The organism is Faecalibacterium sp. BIOML-A1 (assembly GCF_009679715.1).
GTDB classification, from domain to species: domain Bacteria; phylum Bacillota; class Clostridia; order Oscillospirales; family Ruminococcaceae; genus Faecalibacterium; species Faecalibacterium taiwanense.
Genome location: NZ_WKZJ01000009.1, coordinates 72,368 through 89,422, shown reverse-complemented (window position 1 = coordinate 89,422; position 17,055 = coordinate 72,368). Strand labels below are relative to the sequence as shown.

Sequence of the window (17,055 nt, the reverse complement as noted above, 5' to 3'; positions counted from 1 at the left end):
CCTTCTCCTCCGTCGAAAATCAACGAAGTTTGTATGAACATCAAACGCATTTTTCCAGCCGCAGCACCGCTGCCGTAATGTCGTCCGGCCTGCCGGTCTTCTGGGCGCGCACGCGGGCCGTTTCCACCAGCGTCTTTGCAACTTTTTCCGGCGCATCTCCTGCCGCAGCGGAAAGCTCCAGCTGCTTTGTCACCCAGCCCGGACCGTCCACCAGCAGCCCGTCCGAGACCAGCACCGCATAATCGCCCACCGTCAAATGCACCACCCGGCTCTGGCCGTTCACTCCGCCCAGAATGCCCACCGGCAGGCTGGTGTCGCCCACAGCACGCACCCGCCCGCCGTGCACAAGGAAGCCCGGTGCCGCACCGGCCTTGAACAGCCTTGCCGTGCCGGTGTAAAGATCCACGCTGATGAGGTCCAGCGTGGCACCGCTCTCATCCTCACTTTTCAGGGCAAGGGCCACGTTGACCAGCCTTGCCGCCAGCTCTGCGGTAAAGCCCGCCTTGAGCAGCCGGGCCGTCAGCTCGGCGGCAAGGTTGCCATCCACGGCTGCAGGCCTGCCGGTGCCCATGCCGTCGCACAGGATCATCTGCGCTGCCGCCGGGCTGCAGAACTGCTGCACCGCATCGCCGGAAATACTGCCCCGCGCCGCCGCGCCCGCCATGCCGAACACGGCCCGCAGCACAGGCTTTTCGCTGAACAGCAGGGTGGTCATTCCCTTGCAGGAAAGCACCTGCGGCACTTCCAGCGTGCGGCGGCAGATGCGGCCCACCTCCCCGGCCAGCGCGGCCAGCTCCTGCGCCGAGAAGCGGGTGCGCGGCAGCGTGACCGCCGCATGGGTGCGGCCCAGATCATCCAGCGTGACGGCACACTCCTGCGGCGGAGTGCCAAGCTGCGCAAAAAAGTCCGCCACCCGGCCGGATTTATAGGGTTCCGGGTCGCCCGGACGGCCCAGCTGTTCTCCCAACACGCCCAGCGCTTCGGCCACGGCGCTGTACTGCTCGGTCAGGGCAGTGCGCATGGCTTCGGCATGAAGGCGGGCCTCCTTGCGGCTGCGGTACAGCGCAAAGGAGCGGTTTGCCGCTGCGCACAGTGCTGCCGGGTGGATGCACCGGGATAATTGCCCGGGCAATTGAGTCGTTTCCAGCCCGCCGCTGCTTTCCAGCAGAGGGCGCAGTGCTTCCATGCCCTCCAGCGTGGCGGCATACTCCTGCTTCCAGCAGGTATCCCGCCGTCCGCAGTTAAAACAGAGGGTATCATGTGTGTTATCAATTACCCAATGGAAATCCTCACGCCGGTGCGGCAGCGTTTCGTAGACATCGTTCACGGTCTCTGCCAGCGATGCAAGGCTCTGGGACACCTGTTCCAGCCGGGTGGCCGCTGCACTGTACTGCTGCGGCTGGGCCTGCCCTGCCTGCGGCTTTTCTTCCGGCTCCGGCACAAGCCATGCTGCGGGCATGGCCGCTACGGCCGTGATGCCGATGCAGACGTTCAGCAGATATTGAAACGCGCTCCCGGGCGGCTGCACACAGAGTGCACCGGTCACGCAGCCGCCCGCGTAGGCGGCTACCGTTTCCATGCGCCGTCCGGGTGCCAGCACTGCCGCTGCCACCGTGGCACAGGCAAGGCCGGATGCCGCAAAGCTGAGAGCCGGGTCTGCCGCGCATAGCGCAGCGCCCAGCACCGCGCAGGCCGCAAGCGCGGCTTTGGCCTGCCCTTTGCTGCATAAATACAGTTCCAGCGCCGCGCAGACGATCACGCCCGGCAGCAGCTGCCACAGCTGCACACTGCCCAGCGCCGCCGCTGCGGCCGCACCCACCAGAAGCATCCCGGCACCCGGCTTTTCGGGCGCGAACTGCCGCAGACAAAAGCCCATGGCTGCGGCCAGCAGGGCATCTGCTGCACTGTAAAACACCAACTCTGCCCCGCCGCCGCCAAAGGCAAAGCACAGCGCCACACCCACCAGCGTGCCGCAGCCCGCCAGCACCGCCGGGGTCAGTGTTCTGGCACCCATCCACCGCGCTGCCACTGCAGCACCCAGTGCGCACAGCATACAAACACTGCGCAGCGAGAGCGCGCCAAACCCGTGCAGCAGCACACCCAGCGCCGCACCCGCCGCACAGGGGGCAAAGCAGTCCTCTGCAAAGCCCAGCACAAAGCCCAGACCAAAAGGCATCAGTGCACCGTACAGAACGGCCCAGCCGCCCGCAAATCCCACTGCCACAGCCGCCAGCCTGCGCGCTGCCGGGCGCAGCTCCGCCCGCCGTGCCAGCGCTGCCCGCTGTCCATTCTGCCGCCCGACCGCTGCCAGACCCATCCGCTCTGTCATAAAAACTCCCCGCTTTCCGGCGGGGCGTTGTGGTTCTGTTCCCCGCGCTTTCTGCATATACTGTAGCGCGGGCGCGCGGCGATTTTTGGCGCGGTGCAGTGTTCTGCCGCAAACCGGCCCAAAGACGCAAAAAAGCCCTGCAGCGTTCAAAAATGCTGCAGAGCTTTGTGGTTTTATGGCAAAAATCAGCCGTTCAGCTTTTCAATTGCCGCTTTTACGCGGGCAAGGGTGGTTTCACGGCCCATCATGCAGGCAAGGTCGGTGCCGCCGCCGGGGGTGCGCTGCTTGCCAGAAAGGGCAATGCCCAGCGGGTACAGCAGCCAGCCGTTCTTCTTGCCCAGCTCCTCAGCCTTGGCCTTGCAGGCATCGAAGACGGCATCGCGATTGCCAAAATCCAGTGCTTCGTCGCTGAGCACAGGCAGCAGGGCTTCCAGTGCCTCCTTGGCGGTCTCCGGGGTGGTCTTCTGCTTCTTGTTGGCGTACATGCTCACATCGTACTCGGGCATCGCATCAAAGAAATCCAGCTGCTCCGGGATCTCGCCCAGCACTTCGCAGCGGGGCTGCAGGTTTGCGCACAGCAGCTTCTTGTCGATGGAGGTGTGCACGGCCTTGTCGATCCACGGCTCCGCCTTCTTCTGGAACTCTTCCGGGGACAGGCGGCGGATATATTCCGCGTTGATGGCCCGCAGCTTGAGGGGATCGAAGATGGCCGGAGACTTGGAGATGCCGTCCGGAGACCAGATCTTGACCAGCTCCGGCAGGGAGAAGATCTCCTGCTCGGCATACTCGCCCTTGGGGCTCCAGCCCAGCAGGCAGATGTAGTTCAGCACGGCCTCGGTCAGGTAGCCCTTTGCCACCAGATCCTGATAGCTGGCATCGCCGTTGCGCTTGGAAAGCTTATTCTGTGCATCCTTCATGACCGGCGGGCAGTGGATGTAGGTGGGGATCTCCCAGCCGAACGCCTGATACAGCAGGTTATACTTGGGGGTGGAGGACAGATACTCGCTGCCACGGATCACGTGGGTGATGCCCATGAGGTGATCGTCCACCACATTGGCAAAGTTGTAGGTGGGCATGCCGTCGGTCTTGATGAGGATCTGGTCGTCCATCTCGCTGTTGTTCACCTCGATGTGGCCGTACACCACATCGTCGAAGCCGGTCACGCCCTCGCGGGGGATCTTCTGGCGGATAACATAGGGTTCCCCGGCGGCAAGACGCTTTTCCACTTCGTCCTTGGGCAGGTCGCGGCAGCATCCGTCATAGTGGGTCATTTCGCCGTTGGCGCGCTGCTCGGCGTGCAGGGCCTCCAGACGCTCCTCGGTGCAGAAACAATAATATGCCTTGCCCTCGGCCACCAGCTGCTCGGCATACTGCTTGAACATGCCCATGCGCTCACTCTGCACATAGGGGCCCACGGGGCCGCCGATGTCCGGGCCTTCGTCCCACAGCAGACCGGTCTCCCGCAGGGTGTTGTAGATGACATCCACAGCGCCCTCCACATAGCGGCCCTGATCGGTATCCTCGATGCGCAGGATGAAGGTGCCATCCTCGTGCTTGGCCATCAAGTAGGTGTACAGGGCAGTGCGCAGGTTGCCAACGTGCATATAACCCGTAGGCGACGGCGCAAAACGGGTGCGGACTTTATTGCTCGGCATAGAAAAACGCTCCTTTATTCTCATGCAAAAAATTTGCGGATAGCTATGTTTTATTGTACTGATTCTGTGCAATTTTGTCAATGCAGGATAACATCATGCACCCCCGCAAAAAGGGGCTGCTGCATCAAATGCTGTGCAGCAGCCCCTTTTTATAATATTATTCTCCGTCCTTCGGGTCATCCAGATGCTCGCGCCGTTTGCGTGTCAATGCGGCGCACAGCTGCAGCAATGCAAAGCACAGGATGCCGGTAAAAACACCGGTAAAAGCGGCACCGACCCAGTATCCACGGGAAAACCCGATGATCAGCGTAACCGCCACCGCAGCCACCAGAGACCACACGGCATTGGCCGGGGGCGTATCCGAAAAGTGGCGATCCCACAGACCATTGCGCAGACACGCGACACCCGTATAGATGCAGCCGATCATGAATACGACCCACTCTCCGGCGGCCTTGTCCGCAGCCCCGAACACCGTCTGCACGATCCACGCCGCCAGAAGGCTGCCCCACAGCAGCCAGAAGCCATGGCTTTCAATTTTGCGCATGGTCTGCTCCTGCATCTCGTCCAACTGGTTTTTCTTGCTGTATAGTGAAAATTTCATAGTTCATTCCTCCCAGAACAGTTCATCCAGTGTCTTATCCAGAATTTTACAGATACTGCGGCAAAGGTTGATGGTGGGGTTGTACTCCCCTTTTTCAATGGCGTTGATGGTCTGGCGCGAAACCCCTGCCGCCTCGGCAAGCGCGCCTTGCGTCATATCCTTTTCCGCACGGGCGGCCTTTAATTTCAGGTTCTTCGGCATTGATACGCTCCTTTCCTGCCGGGTCGGCATTTGTTTTATCCTCTGGACATATAGTAGCATTTACCATTCTAAATGTCAAGTATATATTACAAAAAGTTTTTATGAGCAGACAAAAAGCACCCCAGCTGTTTTCAGCCGGGGTGCTTTGCGGTTATGATTATTTCAGCACGACTTCGCCGTTTTCACCAGCATCCACCACAAGGGTGCCGCCGGATGCCAGCGTGCCGTCGATCAGGCGCTCGGCGGCGGGGTCTTCCACGGCTTTGCGAATGACGCGGCGCAAATCGCGCGCACCAAACTTGCCGCCCTGACTCTTTTGCACCAGAGCCTTGAGGGCTGCCGGGGTATAGCTGTATGCGATACCCTTGGCCTCCATGCCGGGCTTGTACTCGTCCAGCATCAGGGCCGCGATGCCCTGCAGGGTCTGTTCCGTCAAAGGCTTGAAGGCGATCACTTCATCCACGCGGCCAAGGAACTCCGGGCGCAGGAACTGCGCCAGCGCCTTGCGGGTCTTTTCCTCGCTGAGCTGTTCCTCGCTCTTATTGAAGCCAAGCCCACCGGTGCTCTGGTCGCTGCTGCCGGCGTTGGAGGTCATGCAGATGACCGTGTTGGAGAAGTCCACCGTGCGGCCCTGCGCATCGTTGATCTTGCCCTCGTCCAGAATCTGCAGCAGAATGTTCATCACATCCGGGTGCGCCTTTTCGATCTCATCGAACAGCACCACGCTGTAGGGACGGCGGCGCACCTTTTCGGTGAGCTGGCCGGCCTCCTCGTAGCCCACATAGCCCGGAGGCGAACCGATCATGCGGGACACCGCGTATTTTTCCATATACTCGCTCATGTCCAGACGAATGAGCGGGTCGGGGCCGTCGAACAGCTGATTTGCCAGCTGCTTGACCAGCTCGGTCTTGCCCACGCCGGTGGGGCCCACAAAGATGAAGCTTGCGGGACGGCGGCGGCCGGAAAGGTCGGCGCGGCTGCGCTTGATGGCCTGCGCCACCAGATGCACGGCCTCGTCCTGCCCGATGATCTTCTTTTTCAGCTCACCCTCAAGGTTTGCCAGCTTTGCGAACTCGGTCTCGCGGATTTTCACCGCCGGGATGCCGGTCCACAGCTCGATGACCTTGGCCACATCGTCCATGGTCACCTGGATCTCGCTGGCAGCAGCCTGCTTTGCGGGCAGGTCGGCTTCGAGCTTTGCAATGCGGGTCTTGCGCTCGGCCACGCGCTCGTAGTCGATGGGCTCGTTCACATCCGCATTCTCCATCTCGGCTTCTTCCTGCTTGAGGGCATCCAGCTCCTTCTGCATCCCAAGATACTCGGAAATGACCGGGTGGGCCAGATTGCAGCAGGCGCAGGCTTCGTCCAGCAGGTCGATGGCCTTATCGGGCAGGAAGCGGTCGGTGATATAGCGCTCACTCAGGGTGACAGTGGCAGAAAGCACATCGGCAGGCACCTGCACATGATGGTGCTGCTCGTAGTAGTGCTTGATGCCGTTCATCACAGCAAGGGTATCGGCCACGCTGGGCTCTTCCACCCGCACGGGCTGGAAACGGCGTTCCAGCGCCTGATCCTTCTCGATATACTTGCGGTACTCGTTGAAGGTGGTGGCACCGATGACCTGAATTTCACCACGGGAGAGGGCGGGCTTCAGGATATTGCCCGCGTTCATGGCACCCTCGCTCTCACCGGCAGAGGTGATGGTGTGGATCTCGTCGATGAACAGGATCACGTTGCCTGCGGCCTTCACCTCGCTCAGCAGGCCCTTGACCCGCTGCTCGAACTGGCCGCGGAACTGGGTGCCTGCCACAAGGCTGGTGAGGTCCAGCAGATAAATCTCTTTATCCTTCAGGCCGATGGGCACATCCCCCTTGGCAATGCGCTCCGCAATGCCCTCGGCAATGGCGGTCTTGCCCACACCGGCTTCGCCGATGAGGCAGGGGTTGTTCTTCTGGCGGCGGCTCAAAATCTGGATGGTGCGGTAAATTTCGCGGTCGCGGCCAATGATATCGTCCAGTTTGCCTTCCCGGGCCTTGCGGGTCAGATTCTCGCAATAGGTATCCAAAAATTTGCGCTTAGGCGGCTTTTTGCCGTTTTTGCGGTCGGCCTTTTTGTCGCCATCCTTCTTCTCGTTGCTGGTAAAGCCCAGCGGGAAGGTGGCATTGCTGCCGGGGATCAGATCTTCGTCCATGCTGTCCGGGTCAGCATCCTCGCCGCCGTTCGCCATGTTCATCATCATGGAGAGCGGGTTTACATCGCCCATCTCCTCCATCATGCTTTCCATGCGGTTCTCCATGTTATCAAGATCCTGATCCGACATGCCGAACTGCTTCATCAGATCGTCCACCGGCTTGATGTGCAGCTCACGGGCGCAGTGCAGGCAGTAGCCCTCCTGCTTCATCTGACCATTGTCCATCCGCTGGATGAAGATGATCGCCGGACGTTTCTGGCATCGAATACAGACCATAGTTCCTCCTTTATGCAAAACCCTTTACAGGAAAGGGTTGAAGAGATTGAAGATTTTGTAGTAAAGACTGCTGCTCATCACCGTATCGTTGAGCACATTCAGGTTTCCGCCTGTGATGACGATGATGCCCCACAGGATGCACAGCACCAAATAGATATCCAGCAGCGCCGTGGCACCGCCCACAAGCCAGCCAAGGCCGCGGTTTACCGTGCCAATGACCGGCAGCTTGTTCACAAGGCCCAGCACCGTGACCAGCATACTGACCAGCAGGCGCAAAAGCGCGTAGAACAAGAAGAACAGCACCAGCGTGATCACCGGTGTGAGCAGCGGCTGCAGCACGTTTTCCACAATGGAATCGGCCAGCACCACTGCGTTATCAGCCAGCACAGCGCCAATGGAGCGCTCGCAGGCTGCCACGATGGAAGCGCGGAAAGAAGCAGGCAGGAAGCCCGCATACTTTTCCGCAATGCCGGAAAGGTCTACCGCACCGCCCGCAGCAATGTTTGCTGCGATCTGGGTGCGGAAGCCGCCTGCCAGCATGTGTTCGAACACCCAGCCGGCGCAGGCAGCGGAAAGCTCCTTGGCCCCCAGCAGACTGAACAGGTTGCCCACCAGCTGCACAATGGACGAAAGAAAGCCCTTGCGCGCATAGCGCACCACCAGAATGATCCATGCTGCCGTGCATATGATATCAAAAAGAAATGACGGATTCTTGAACATACCTTGTTTTCCCTGTTATTTTTATCACTTTCCCCGCAAGAGTGCTATTTACGCATGATCTTCTCACCCAAAAATCACTGTCCGCTGGAAGCTGTCTGCTCCGGCGGTGTGACCACCTGCACCGTGTTGCCGCTGAGCACCATGATCTTCTTGCCCTCGATCAGCGCCCGGGGCCGGGCCGAAAGCGGCTGGCTCCACTGGAACTCGCCCACACTGTTGAAGCGCTCCACTGTGCTGTCGGTGAGCAGGTAGAAGCCGTCGTTCTTTGCCCGGATGATCTGGCTGGCCGAGAGCACGCTGCCGCTGTAACCCACGGTCAGCTCCCCGTCCAGCAGCACCGCCGTGCTGGTCTGGCCATTGCTCAGCAACAGGGCCGCACCGTTACCGGTGTTGGACACGCTGACGAGGGTGCCGCCGCCAAAATCGTAGCTGGCGCGTTCGCCTGCGCTGCCGCCGCTCGTGTTGTACAGCACAGCGCGGTTCTCATAAAGCACCAGCAAAAAGCCGTTGGACATCCAGCCCATCCACTGGGGCACACTGTTCTCGGAGCCAATGCATACCGGGTCGCCCTGCGAGAGGGGCAGTACATAAAGGTTCGTGGTCAGCTGGCCGCCCACCGCCGATACAGCGGCCACGGCAAGGCGGCGGCTGTCCGGCGCAAAGGCCATGCGCAGCGGGGTGCCCTGCTCACTGGTCAGGTTCCACACCAGCTGCTGCTGCATACTGGAATTGTAAACGGTCAGCTTTGCCACGCTGTCGGTGCTGTCGGTCACAACAGCCACCTGTCCGGCATCTGCCATGGCGCACAGCGAGATGGTGCTGTCCATGGTTTTTGTATAAAGGTTCTGGGTGCGGCTTTCCACCCGAAGCTCATTGCCGGAGCGGTTGTACAGCACAAAGCGGGTCTTGCCTGCAGCAATGGCCGGGCGGGCATAGCCGCTCTGGATGCTGTTCAAGCGGGTGCCGCCAAGACTGTATACCACGCAGCTGTCGCCGCCCATCTCCACAAAGCTGCCAGACATCTGCGCCACCGCATCCGGGTCGGTGATGCCGGTCTGCTGCGGCCAGCCTGCGGCTGGTGCCAGCGCGATGACGGCAGTATCCACAAGGTCTTTTGCGCGCGCAATGGAAGACCCCACTGCGCCGGTGGCAAACAGGACAAGGATGGTCAGCACCGCTACGATGATGACGGTGCGGCGGATGCGCCGTGTGCGCACCCGGGCCCGGGCGGCTTCCAGATATTCGACGCGTCCGGCAGAAAGCGTCTCTCCTTCGGCGGAATGTCCGCCGCGGCGAATTTTGCTCATGAATGGTTCTCCTTACAGATCATACTCCACACACTTCAAAAACAGGCCCTTGGCGGGCAGAGTCGGCCCGGCGCGGCTGCGGTCACGGCTTTCCAGAATGGCGGGAATTTCCGCCGGGTCCAGCCGGCCTGCGCCCGCTTCGCACAAAGTGCCCGCCAGAATGCGCACCATGTTGTACAGGTAGCCGTCGGCGGTCACTTCAATGTCGATCTCGTCCCCCTTGCGGGTAACATGACAGTCCGTGATGGTGCGCACGGTATCGCCATGGGCTGCAGCGGAAGAGCCCGCCGCACACAGGGCCAGAAAATCGTGCCTGCCCACGAACTGCTGCGCCGCCGCCTGCATTCTGGCTTCGTCCAGATGCCGGGGCACCCGGGTGTAATAAGCCGCGTCAAAAGGCGAGTCGATGGGGTGGTTGTGGATGCGGTAGAGATAGGTTTTGGTATGGGCCGCGTACCGGGCATGGAAATCCTCCGGCACCACCTGCGCGTCCAGCACCCGGATGTCCGGCGGCAGATGTTGGTTGAGCGCCAGCGGGAGCTTTGCCGCCGGGATGCGGGTATCGGCGTGGAAGTTGAGCTTGAAGCCCAGCGCGTGCACCCCTGCATCGGTGCGGCTGCAGCCCTTGATATCGGGGCGGCTACCCAGCACGGCCTGCAGCGCATCCTGAAAGGTTTGGGTCACGCTGCGGCCATTGGGCTGCACCTGAAAGCCGCAGTAGTTCGTGCCGTCGTAGGCAAGGGTAAGTAAAAAGTTCTGCATGGAACTCCTTCCGTCACGGCTTTGCCGTGCCACCTCCCTCAAAGAGGGAGGCTATAAGGCCCCCTCCCTGAGGGGGCTGTCGCCGAAGGCGACTGGGGGAGTTTTAAAAATTCGGGAACACCAGCCGGGAGGCAAGGATCACTGCAAAGCAGGCGATGCACACGGCAAGGTCGATATAATCCTGCTTTTCGCAGCGCAGCACCTTCAGGCGGGTGCGGCCGTCGCCGCCCCGGTAGCAGCGGCATTCCATGGCCATGGCCAGCTCGTCCGCGCGGCGGAAGGCCGAAATGAACAGCGGGATGAGCACCGGCACCAAGGCTTTTACCCGGTCGGTCATCTTGCCGGTATCCAGCTGGGCACCGCGGGCCTTCTGGGCGTTCATAATTTTGTCCGTCTCCTCAATGAGGGTGGGGATGAAGCGCAGGGCAATGCTCATCATCATCGCCAGCTCGTGCACCGGGAAGTGCAGTTTGCCCAAGGGCTTGAGCAGCTGCTCAATGGCATCTGTGAGCACGATGGGGCTGGTGGTGTAGGTGAGCAGGCTGGTGCCCGCGATGAGCGCCATGACGCGCACTGCCATCAGCACAGCATAGCGCACACCCTCGGCATAAATGGTCAAAAACCAGATGTGCACCAGCGGTTCGCCCTCGCCTGACACAAAGAACAGGTTCAGCACCGCTGTGAAGATCACGATGGGCAGGATAGGCTTCAGGCTCTTCAGGATCATTTTGCCGGGAATTTTTGCCACCTTGTACATTGCTGCAAGGAACAGAATGGAAAGGGCAAGGCCCAGCGGATTGGAAGCTGCAAACAGCAGCACGATATAGGCGATGGTCAGCACCAGTTTCAGGCGCGGGTCGAACCGGTGCACCAGACTGTTGCCTGGGAAGTGCTGGCCAATGGTGATATCTCTCAGCATCCGGCAGCGCCTCCTTCCTTCTTTGCTTCCCGCGGGAGCACAAGGCTCTCACCTGCCTCCCGGCGGCGCTTGGCCTCCAGGATCATCTTGACCGCATAGGGGATGGTGTACACATCAGCGGGCACATCCACGCCCATCTCCCGCAGCTTGAGGAAGATCTTCGTCACCTGCGGCACGGAAAGCCCCAGCTCCAGCAGCTCCGGAGCGCGGGCAAAGACTTTTTCCACGGTGTCGTACATGGCAATTTTCTTGTTGCTCATCACCAGAACGCGGTTGGCGTACTTGGCAATGTCCTCCATGCTGTGAGACACCAGCAGCACAGTGGTGCCGGTCTTTTTGTGGTACTCCTTCACCTCGCTGAGGATGTCGTCCCGTCCCTCCGGGTCAAGGCCCGCAGCAGGCTCGTCCAGCACCAGAATGCGGGGCTTCATGGCCATAACGCCCGCCACGGCCACCCGGCGCTTCTGGCCGCCGGAAAGCTCAAAGGGACTGCGCTCCAGCAGGGCCGGGTCAAGGCCGACAAAATCGGCGGCTTCATGCACGCGGCGGTCGATCTCGGCTTCGTCCAGACCCATGTTCCTGGGGCCGAACGCGATATCTTTATAACAGGTCTCCTCGAACAGCTGGTACTCCGGGTACTGGAACACCAGACCGGTGAGGAAGCGGAAGTCCCGGATCTTCTCCGGATCTTCCCACAGGTCGCGGCCATCGATATAAATTTTGCCGCTGGTAGGCTTGTTCAGGCCGTTCATGTGGGTAATGAGGGTGCTCTTGCCGGAGCCGGTGGCCCCGATGATGCCCACAAAGTCGCCCTCTTCCACCGTAAAGCTCACGTCGTCCAGCGCAGTGACCGCATTGGGCATGCCGGGGTTGTAGACGTAGCTCAGATGTTCTACTTTGATGATATCTGCCATTTGCGTCTGCCCCCCTTACTGCAAAAGCTCGTACAGAGCCTGTGCGCATTCGCCGGTGTCGATGATGCCCTCCGGCATCGGGATGCCGGCCTTCACCAGCTCGTCCCGCAGCTCTGCAGCCTGCGGCACATCCAGATGCAGGGAGCGCACCTTCTCGGTCTGGCTGAACACCTCTTTGGGGGTGCCCTCCATCACCACATGGCCCTTGCTCATCACCAGCACACGGTCTGCCTGCGCAGCTTCCTCCATGTAGTGGGTGATGGACACCACGGTGATGCCCATGTTCCTGTTCAGGTAGTGGATGGTCTGCATCACCTGCTCACGGCCCCGGGGGTCCAGCATGGCGGTGGCTTCGTCTAATATCAGGCAGTCCGGCCGCATGGCAACAACGCCTGCAATGGCAACGCGCTGCTTCTGGCCGCCGGAAAGGTTGTGGGGTGCGCGCTCGCGGTACTCATAGATGCCAGCCATCTTCATGGAGTCGTCCACGCGGCGGCGCATCTCTTCGGGCGGCACACCGAGGTTTTCCAGTGCAAAGGCAACGTCTTCCTCCACCACGGTGGCAACGATCTGATTGTCCGGGTTCTGGAACACCATGCCCACGGTCTGGCGGATATCATAGATCTTGTCATCATCTGCGGTGTCCAAGCCCTCCACGTAGACCTTGCCGCTCTCCGGCAGCAGGATAGCGTTGAAGTGCTTTGCCAGCGTGGACTTGCCGCAGCCGTTGGCACCCAGCACGGCCACGAATTCGCCGCGCTTTACTTCCGTTGAGACACCGTCCAGTGCGTAAACCGGCTGGTCGCTGTCGTAGCGGAATTTCAGATTTTGTGCTGTTAAAATCGTCTCTTCCATTTGTGTTTCTCTTTCTGGTGGTGCGCCCCTCTGAAAGGGGCTGTACCCCATCCTTGGATCTTCTTCATTTTTTCAGGAAGGCTGCCTTTGGGCGGCCCCTCCCGTGAAAATGCGTTTGGAGCGGCCCGCAGGCCGCGACAAACGCAAAATTAAAAATCTATTTTCCGCTGAATATGGCCAGAGCAAAGCGGAGGCCATTTCAATCGTTTCGGCTTATTTATTCTTCCCAGATGGCGGTTGCGCCGCAGGGCACCACGCCGCCGGTGGCAGAGACCGGAAGGCCGATCTCGTCGCAGGAGGTCTCGCCGCCAAAGCGGGGCACCAGCGTGGTCTTGAGCATATATTCCATGACCGCCGGGGACAGGCCGGTGGTGTAGCTGTTCACTGCAAAAAACAGCGGTGTATCGCTCAGTACCTCTTCGCACTGGCTGATGAGGTCGTAGATGCAGTCCTCCAGCTTCCAGATCTCACCGCCGGGACCGCGCCCGTAGCTGGGCGGGTCCATGATGATGCCGTCGTAGGTGTTGCCGCGGCGTTTTTCGCGGGCAACGAACTTGGCACAGTCGTCCACCAGCCAGCGGATTGGCCGGTCGGCAAGGCCGCTTGCCGCAGCATTGTCCTTACCCCACGCCACGATGCCCTTGGAGGCATCCACATGGCAGACGGTGGCACCTGCCGCCGCACAGGCCAGCGTGGCACCGCCGGTGTAGCCGAACAGGTTCAGTACCTTTACCGGGCGGCCTGCGGCACGGATCTTTTGGGCGTACCATGCCCAGTTGACGGCCTGCTCCGGGAACACGCCGGTGTGCTTGAAGCCGGTGGGGCTGACGATGAGGGTGAGCTTATCCTCGCCCTCGCCGCAGCTGATCTTCCACTTTTCGGGCAGACGGCGCTTGTACTCCCACTCGCCGCCGCCCTGATTGGAGCGGTGATAAACAGCATCTGCCTTTGCCCACAGCGGGCTTTGCTTGGGCGTTTTCCACACCACCTGCGGGTCCGGGCGGATGAGGATGGTCTCACCCCAGCGCTCCAGACGGTTGCCATCGGTGGCATCCAGCAGTTCATAGTCTTTCCAGGTATCTGCAGGGCGCATAGCGTCCTCCCTTCTCTTTTATCCGTTTCTTACTGGCCCAGAATGCGCTTGTTGATCTTATCCACGATGCGGTCGGCGCAGCGGTGGATGGCGTCCAGATCCTGCCCTTCCACCATCACGCGGATCTTCGGCTCGGTGCCGGACACCCGCACCAGCACGCGGCCCATGCCCATAAGCTTCTGCTGCTCGTTCTCAATGAAACCGGCCAGCACCTCGTCCTCTTTGTATGCCTGCTTCTGGGCGGCGTTGGCGGTCACATTCACCAGCACCTGCGGATACTGGGCGTAGATGCCGTTCAGCTCGCTCATCTTCTTGCCGCTTTCAGCCAGCAGCTTGAGCAGCTTGCCGGCGGTCAGCTCACCGTCGCCGGTGGTGGCATGGTGCAGCAGGATGACATGGCCGCTCTGCTCGCCGCCGATGGCAAAGCCGTTCTCGCGCATGTTTTCCAGCACGTAGCGGTCGCCCACGGCGGTCTTTTCGGTGTTGATGCCCTGACTCTCCATATATTTGATGAAGCCCAGATTGGACATGACCGTGACCACAGCGGTGTCGCCGTCCAGACGGCCTTTTTCCTTCATGGTCATGGCCAGCAGGGCAATGATCTTGTCGCCGTCCATCTCCTGACCCTTTTCGTCGCAGCCAAGGCAGCGGTCGGCGTCGCCGTCAAAGGCAATGCCGCAGTCAAAGCCGCCTTCCACCACGGCCTTTTCCAGATTTTCCAGATGGGTACTGCCCACGCCCTTGTTGATGTTCTGGCCGTCCGGCTCAATGCCGATAAAGGTGCACTTTGCGCCCAGACGGGGGAACAGCTTCTGCGCCACAGCGGCAGAAGCACCGTTTGCACAGTCGATGCAGACGTTCAGGCCGGTCAGGTCGCCGTGGATGGACTCATACAGGTGATCCACATAGTCCTGCAGGCCGTCATCGCGGCGGTACACACGGCCCACCTCGGCACCGGTCTTCAGCTCAATGCCCGCGCAATTGTTGTCGATGTAGGCTTCGATCTGGTTCTCCACCTCGTCCGGCAGCTTATAGCCGGTACCGGCAAAGATCTTGATGCCGTTGAACTCCATCGGGTTGTGGGAGGCAGAGATCACGATGCCGGCATCGGCATTGTACTTGCCCACCAGATAGGCCACAGCGGGCGTGGGCAGAACGTCAAGGCTCTCCACATCCGCACCCACACTGCACAGACCGGCCGTCAGGGCTGCTTCCAGCATATCGCCGGACTGGCGGGTGTCCTTGCCGATCAGGATGCGCGGACGGTGGCCGGTGCTGCCGGTCAGCACCGCAGCAGCGCCGCGGCCGATCTTCATTGCCAGCTCACAGGTCAGGTCTGCGCCTGCAACACCGCGCACACCATCGGTTCCAAAATATTTTCCCATAATAATACCCCACTTTCTATAGAAAGAAGAACCCTCTCAGTCAATGCCTTGCGGCATTGCCAGCTCCCCCAAAAGGGGGAGCTTTTTGGCATCTTTTGGTTTTTCGCTCATGAAGCTCTCCCTTCGGGAGAGCTGGACGCGAAGCGGCCTGAGAGGGTCAGAACAAACTCTGCTGCCCGTTGTCCTCGGGCGCAGCGGTCTCCGGCGCTTTCAGGCCCAGATGCTCGTAGGCCAGCCGCGTTGCGCAGCGGCCCCGGGGCGTCCGGGTCAGAAAGCCCATCTGCATCAGATACGGCTCACACAGGTCTTCCAGCGTGACGGATTCCTCGCCGAGGGCCGCCGCCAGCGTTTCCAGACCCACCGGGCCGCCGTTGTACATTTCAATGATCGCACGCAGCATACTGCGGTCCAGTTCGTCCAGACCCAGTGCGTCCACGTCCATCCGCTTGAGGCCCATCAGGGCCACATCCCGGTCAATGATGCCGTCGCCCAGCACGGTGGCAAAGTCGCGGATGCGCTTCAAAAAGCGGTTTGCCACGCGGGGCGTGCCGCGGCTGCGCTTGGCCAGCTCGTAAGCGCCTTCCGGCGTGATGGGCTGGTCGAGGATACCTGCCGAGCGCTGGATGATCTTGCTCAGTTCATCCGGGCTGTACAGCTCCAGCTTGAGCAGCACGCCAAAGCGGTCGCGCAGGGGGCCGGTGATCTGGCCTGCACGGGTGGTGGCACCCACCAGCGTGAACCGCGGCAGGTTGATGCGGATGCTCTGGGCGCTGGGGCCTTTGCCGATCATGATATCCAGCGCATAGTCTTCCAGTGCCGGATACAGCACCTCTTCCACCTGACGGGACAGGCGGTGGATCTCGTCGATGAACAGTACATCGCCCTCCTGCAGATTGGTGAGCAGGGCGGCAAGGTCGCCGGGCTTTTCAATGGCCGGGCCGCTGGTAATACGGATCTGTACGCCCATTTCGTTGGCAATGATGCCTGCCAGTGTGGTCTTGCCAAGGCCCGGCGGACCGTAGAGCAGGATATGGTCCATGGGCTCCCCGCGCCGCTTGGCAGCTTCCAAGTAAATTTTCAGGTTCTGCTTGACCTTTTCCTGCCCGATATAGTCTTCCAGATGCTGCGGGCGGAGGTTGTTTTCCTCGCTGTCCGCCGCCGTCATGCCGGGCTGCATCATTTTTGCGCCGTACAGCGCAGTTTCGTCCTGCATTCTTTACCTCCTGCCTGCCATGCTGCGCAAGGCCAGTTTGATGATCTCTTCCACGGGCAATGCCGCGTCGATCTTGGAAACGGCAAGCGCTGCTTCGCTCTGGCTGTACCCCAGCGACACCAGCGCCGCAATGGCCTGACTGCTGCCCTGAGAAGCCTGTGTGTCGGCAAAAGCGCCTGCCACATCCTCCAGCGAGATGCCGTCCACAAAGCCCTTGGCGACCTTGTCCTTCAGCTCCAGCACGATGCGCTGTGCAAGCTTCGGCCCCACGCCGGAAGCCGCCTTGAACGCCTTGTGGTCCCCCGCCGAGATTGCCAGTGCCACGCGGTCCGGCTCCATCACACTCAGGATGGCAAGACCCACCTTAGGCCCCACGCCGGACACGGCGGTCAGCATCTCAAAGCAGGCCTGCTGCTCCTCGGTGGCAAAGCCGTAAAGGCTCACGTCGTTCTCGGTGACGCTCATCACGGTATAAATGGTGGCTTCCTTGCCCACGCCGGGCAAGGCCCCGGCCACGCTGGCCGGGCACTGGGCATAGTAGCCTACACCGCCGCAGCTGAGCACCACCGCGTTCATGCTTTTTTTGACGATTTTTCCTGTCAGACAGTAGATCATAGCGTGTTCTCTTTCCTAA

At 60.8% G+C, this 17,055-nt stretch carries 15 protein-coding genes; all 15 read right to left on the bottom strand.

The annotated features are described in order from the left end of the window. Positions 1–40: 40 nt before the first annotated feature. Positions 41–2,329: a PP2C family protein-serine/threonine phosphatase gene (locus GKG36_RS10515; protein ID WP_243139055.1), complete on the bottom strand. Its 2,289-nt coding sequence runs from the start codon at positions 2,327–2,329 to the stop codon at positions 41–43. Between the two features lie 185 nt (positions 2,330–2,514). Then, positions 2,515–3,984, bottom strand: a complete 1,470-nt coding sequence (gltX, locus tag GKG36_RS10510) for a glutamate--tRNA ligase (RefSeq protein ID WP_097774254.1) — start codon at positions 3,982–3,984, stop codon at positions 2,515–2,517. A gap of 157 nt (positions 3,985–4,141) precedes the next feature. Further along, entirely contained in the window at positions 4,142–4,585 is a 444-nt protein-coding gene (locus GKG36_RS10505; protein ID WP_097800823.1) for a DUF6773 family protein, read from the bottom strand. 3 nt (positions 4,586–4,588) lie between these two features. After that, positions 4,589–4,786: a helix-turn-helix transcriptional regulator gene (locus tag GKG36_RS10500; RefSeq protein ID WP_015537233.1), complete on the bottom strand. Its 198-nt coding sequence runs from the start codon at positions 4,784–4,786 to the stop codon at positions 4,589–4,591. Between the two features lie 157 nt (positions 4,787–4,943). Further along, positions 4,944–7,253 carry an ATP-dependent Clp protease ATP-binding subunit gene (locus tag GKG36_RS10495; protein ID WP_154260607.1) on the bottom strand — a complete coding sequence of 770 codons (2,310 nt, stop codon included), beginning with the start codon at positions 7,251–7,253 and terminating at the stop codon, positions 4,944–4,946. A 24-nt stretch (positions 7,254–7,277) separates the two neighbouring features. After that, entirely contained in the window at positions 7,278–7,973 is a 696-nt protein-coding gene (locus tag GKG36_RS10490; protein ID WP_097774251.1) for a hypothetical protein, read from the bottom strand. A gap of 74 nt (positions 7,974–8,047) precedes the next feature. Then, a complete protein-coding gene (locus tag GKG36_RS10485) occupies positions 8,048–9,280 on the bottom strand; it encodes a DUF5711 family protein (RefSeq protein WP_154260605.1) in 1,233 nt (410 codons plus the stop codon). 12 nt (positions 9,281–9,292) lie between these two features. Next, on the bottom strand, positions 9,293–10,042 hold the full coding sequence (truA, locus tag GKG36_RS10480) for a tRNA pseudouridine(38-40) synthase TruA (protein WP_154260603.1): 750 nt from the start codon (positions 10,040–10,042) through the stop codon (positions 9,293–9,295). A gap of 103 nt (positions 10,043–10,145) precedes the next feature. Next, positions 10,146–10,961 carry an energy-coupling factor transporter transmembrane component T gene (locus GKG36_RS10475; protein ID WP_154256808.1) on the bottom strand — a complete coding sequence of 272 codons (816 nt, stop codon included), beginning with the start codon at positions 10,959–10,961 and terminating at the stop codon, positions 10,146–10,148. Next, positions 10,955–11,875, bottom strand: a complete 921-nt coding sequence (locus GKG36_RS10470) for an energy-coupling factor transporter ATPase (protein WP_154260601.1) — start codon at positions 11,873–11,875, stop codon at positions 10,955–10,957. The genes GKG36_RS10475 and GKG36_RS10470 overlap by 7 nt, the downstream gene beginning before the upstream one ends. Before the next feature lie 15 nt (positions 11,876–11,890). Beyond that, a complete protein-coding gene (locus GKG36_RS10465) occupies positions 11,891–12,730 on the bottom strand; it encodes an energy-coupling factor transporter ATPase (RefSeq protein WP_154260599.1) in 840 nt (279 codons plus the stop codon). 217 nt (positions 12,731–12,947) lie between these two features. Continuing rightward, on the bottom strand, positions 12,948–13,823 hold the full coding sequence (locus tag GKG36_RS10460) for a class I SAM-dependent methyltransferase (protein WP_154260597.1): 876 nt from the start codon (positions 13,821–13,823) through the stop codon (positions 12,948–12,950). Positions 13,824–13,852: 29 nt separating this feature from the next. After that, a complete protein-coding gene (gene glmM / locus GKG36_RS10455) occupies positions 13,853–15,208 on the bottom strand; it encodes a phosphoglucosamine mutase (protein WP_154260595.1) in 1,356 nt (451 codons plus the stop codon). Positions 15,209–15,365: 157 nt separating this feature from the next. Then, the gene (ruvB, locus tag GKG36_RS10450) at positions 15,366–16,421 is read right to left on the bottom strand and encodes a Holliday junction branch migration DNA helicase RuvB (protein ID WP_154260593.1); all 1,056 of its coding nucleotides are present in this window, start codon (positions 16,419–16,421) and stop codon (positions 15,366–15,368) included. 3 nt (positions 16,422–16,424) lie between these two features. Next, positions 16,425–17,036 carry a Holliday junction branch migration protein RuvA gene (gene ruvA, locus GKG36_RS10445; protein ID WP_154260590.1) on the bottom strand — a complete coding sequence of 204 codons (612 nt, stop codon included), beginning with the start codon at positions 17,034–17,036 and terminating at the stop codon, positions 16,425–16,427. Positions 17,037–17,055: the final 19 nt, after the last annotated feature.

Coding starts and splice junctions, on each gene's coding strand:
- truA (WP_154260603.1), bottom strand. CDS start 10,042: ATGCAGAACTTTTTACTTACCCTTGCCTACGACGGCACGAACTACTGC.
- GKG36_RS10500 (WP_015537233.1), bottom strand. CDS start 4,786: ATGCCGAAGAACCTGAAATTAAAGGCCGCCCGTGCGGAAAAGGATATG.
- GKG36_RS10505 (WP_097800823.1), bottom strand. CDS start 4,585: ATGAAATTTTCACTATACAGCAAGAAAAACCAGTTGGACGAGATGCAG.
- GKG36_RS10475 (WP_154256808.1), bottom strand. CDS start 10,961: ATGCTGAGAGATATCACCATTGGCCAGCACTTCCCAGGCAACAGTCTG.
- GKG36_RS10470 (WP_154260601.1), bottom strand. CDS start 11,875: ATGGCAGATATCATCAAAGTAGAACATCTGAGCTACGTCTACAACCCC.
- glmM (WP_154260595.1), bottom strand. CDS start 15,208: ATGGGAAAATATTTTGGAACCGATGGTGTGCGCGGTGTTGCAGGCGCA.
- GKG36_RS10465 (WP_154260599.1), bottom strand. CDS start 12,730: ATGGAAGAGACGATTTTAACAGCACAAAATCTGAAATTCCGCTACGAC.
- gltX (WP_097774254.1), bottom strand. CDS start 3,984: ATGCCGAGCAATAAAGTCCGCACCCGTTTTGCGCCGTCGCCTACGGGT.
- ruvB (WP_154260593.1), bottom strand. CDS start 16,421: ATGCAGGACGAAACTGCGCTGTACGGCGCAAAAATGATGCAGCCCGGC.
- ruvA (WP_154260590.1), bottom strand. CDS start 17,036: ATGATCTACTGTCTGACAGGAAAAATCGTCAAAAAAAGCATGAACGCG.
- GKG36_RS10495 (WP_154260607.1), bottom strand. CDS start 7,253: ATGGTCTGTATTCGATGCCAGAAACGTCCGGCGATCATCTTCATCCAG.
- GKG36_RS10485 (WP_154260605.1), bottom strand. CDS start 9,280: ATGAGCAAAATTCGCCGCGGCGGACATTCCGCCGAAGGAGAGACGCTT.
- GKG36_RS10490 (WP_097774251.1), bottom strand. CDS start 7,973: ATGTTCAAGAATCCGTCATTTCTTTTTGATATCATATGCACGGCAGCA.
- GKG36_RS10515 (WP_243139055.1), bottom strand. CDS start 2,329: ATGACAGAGCGGATGGGTCTGGCAGCGGTCGGGCGGCAGAATGGACAG.
- GKG36_RS10460 (WP_154260597.1), bottom strand. CDS start 13,823: ATGCGCCCTGCAGATACCTGGAAAGACTATGAACTGCTGGATGCCACC.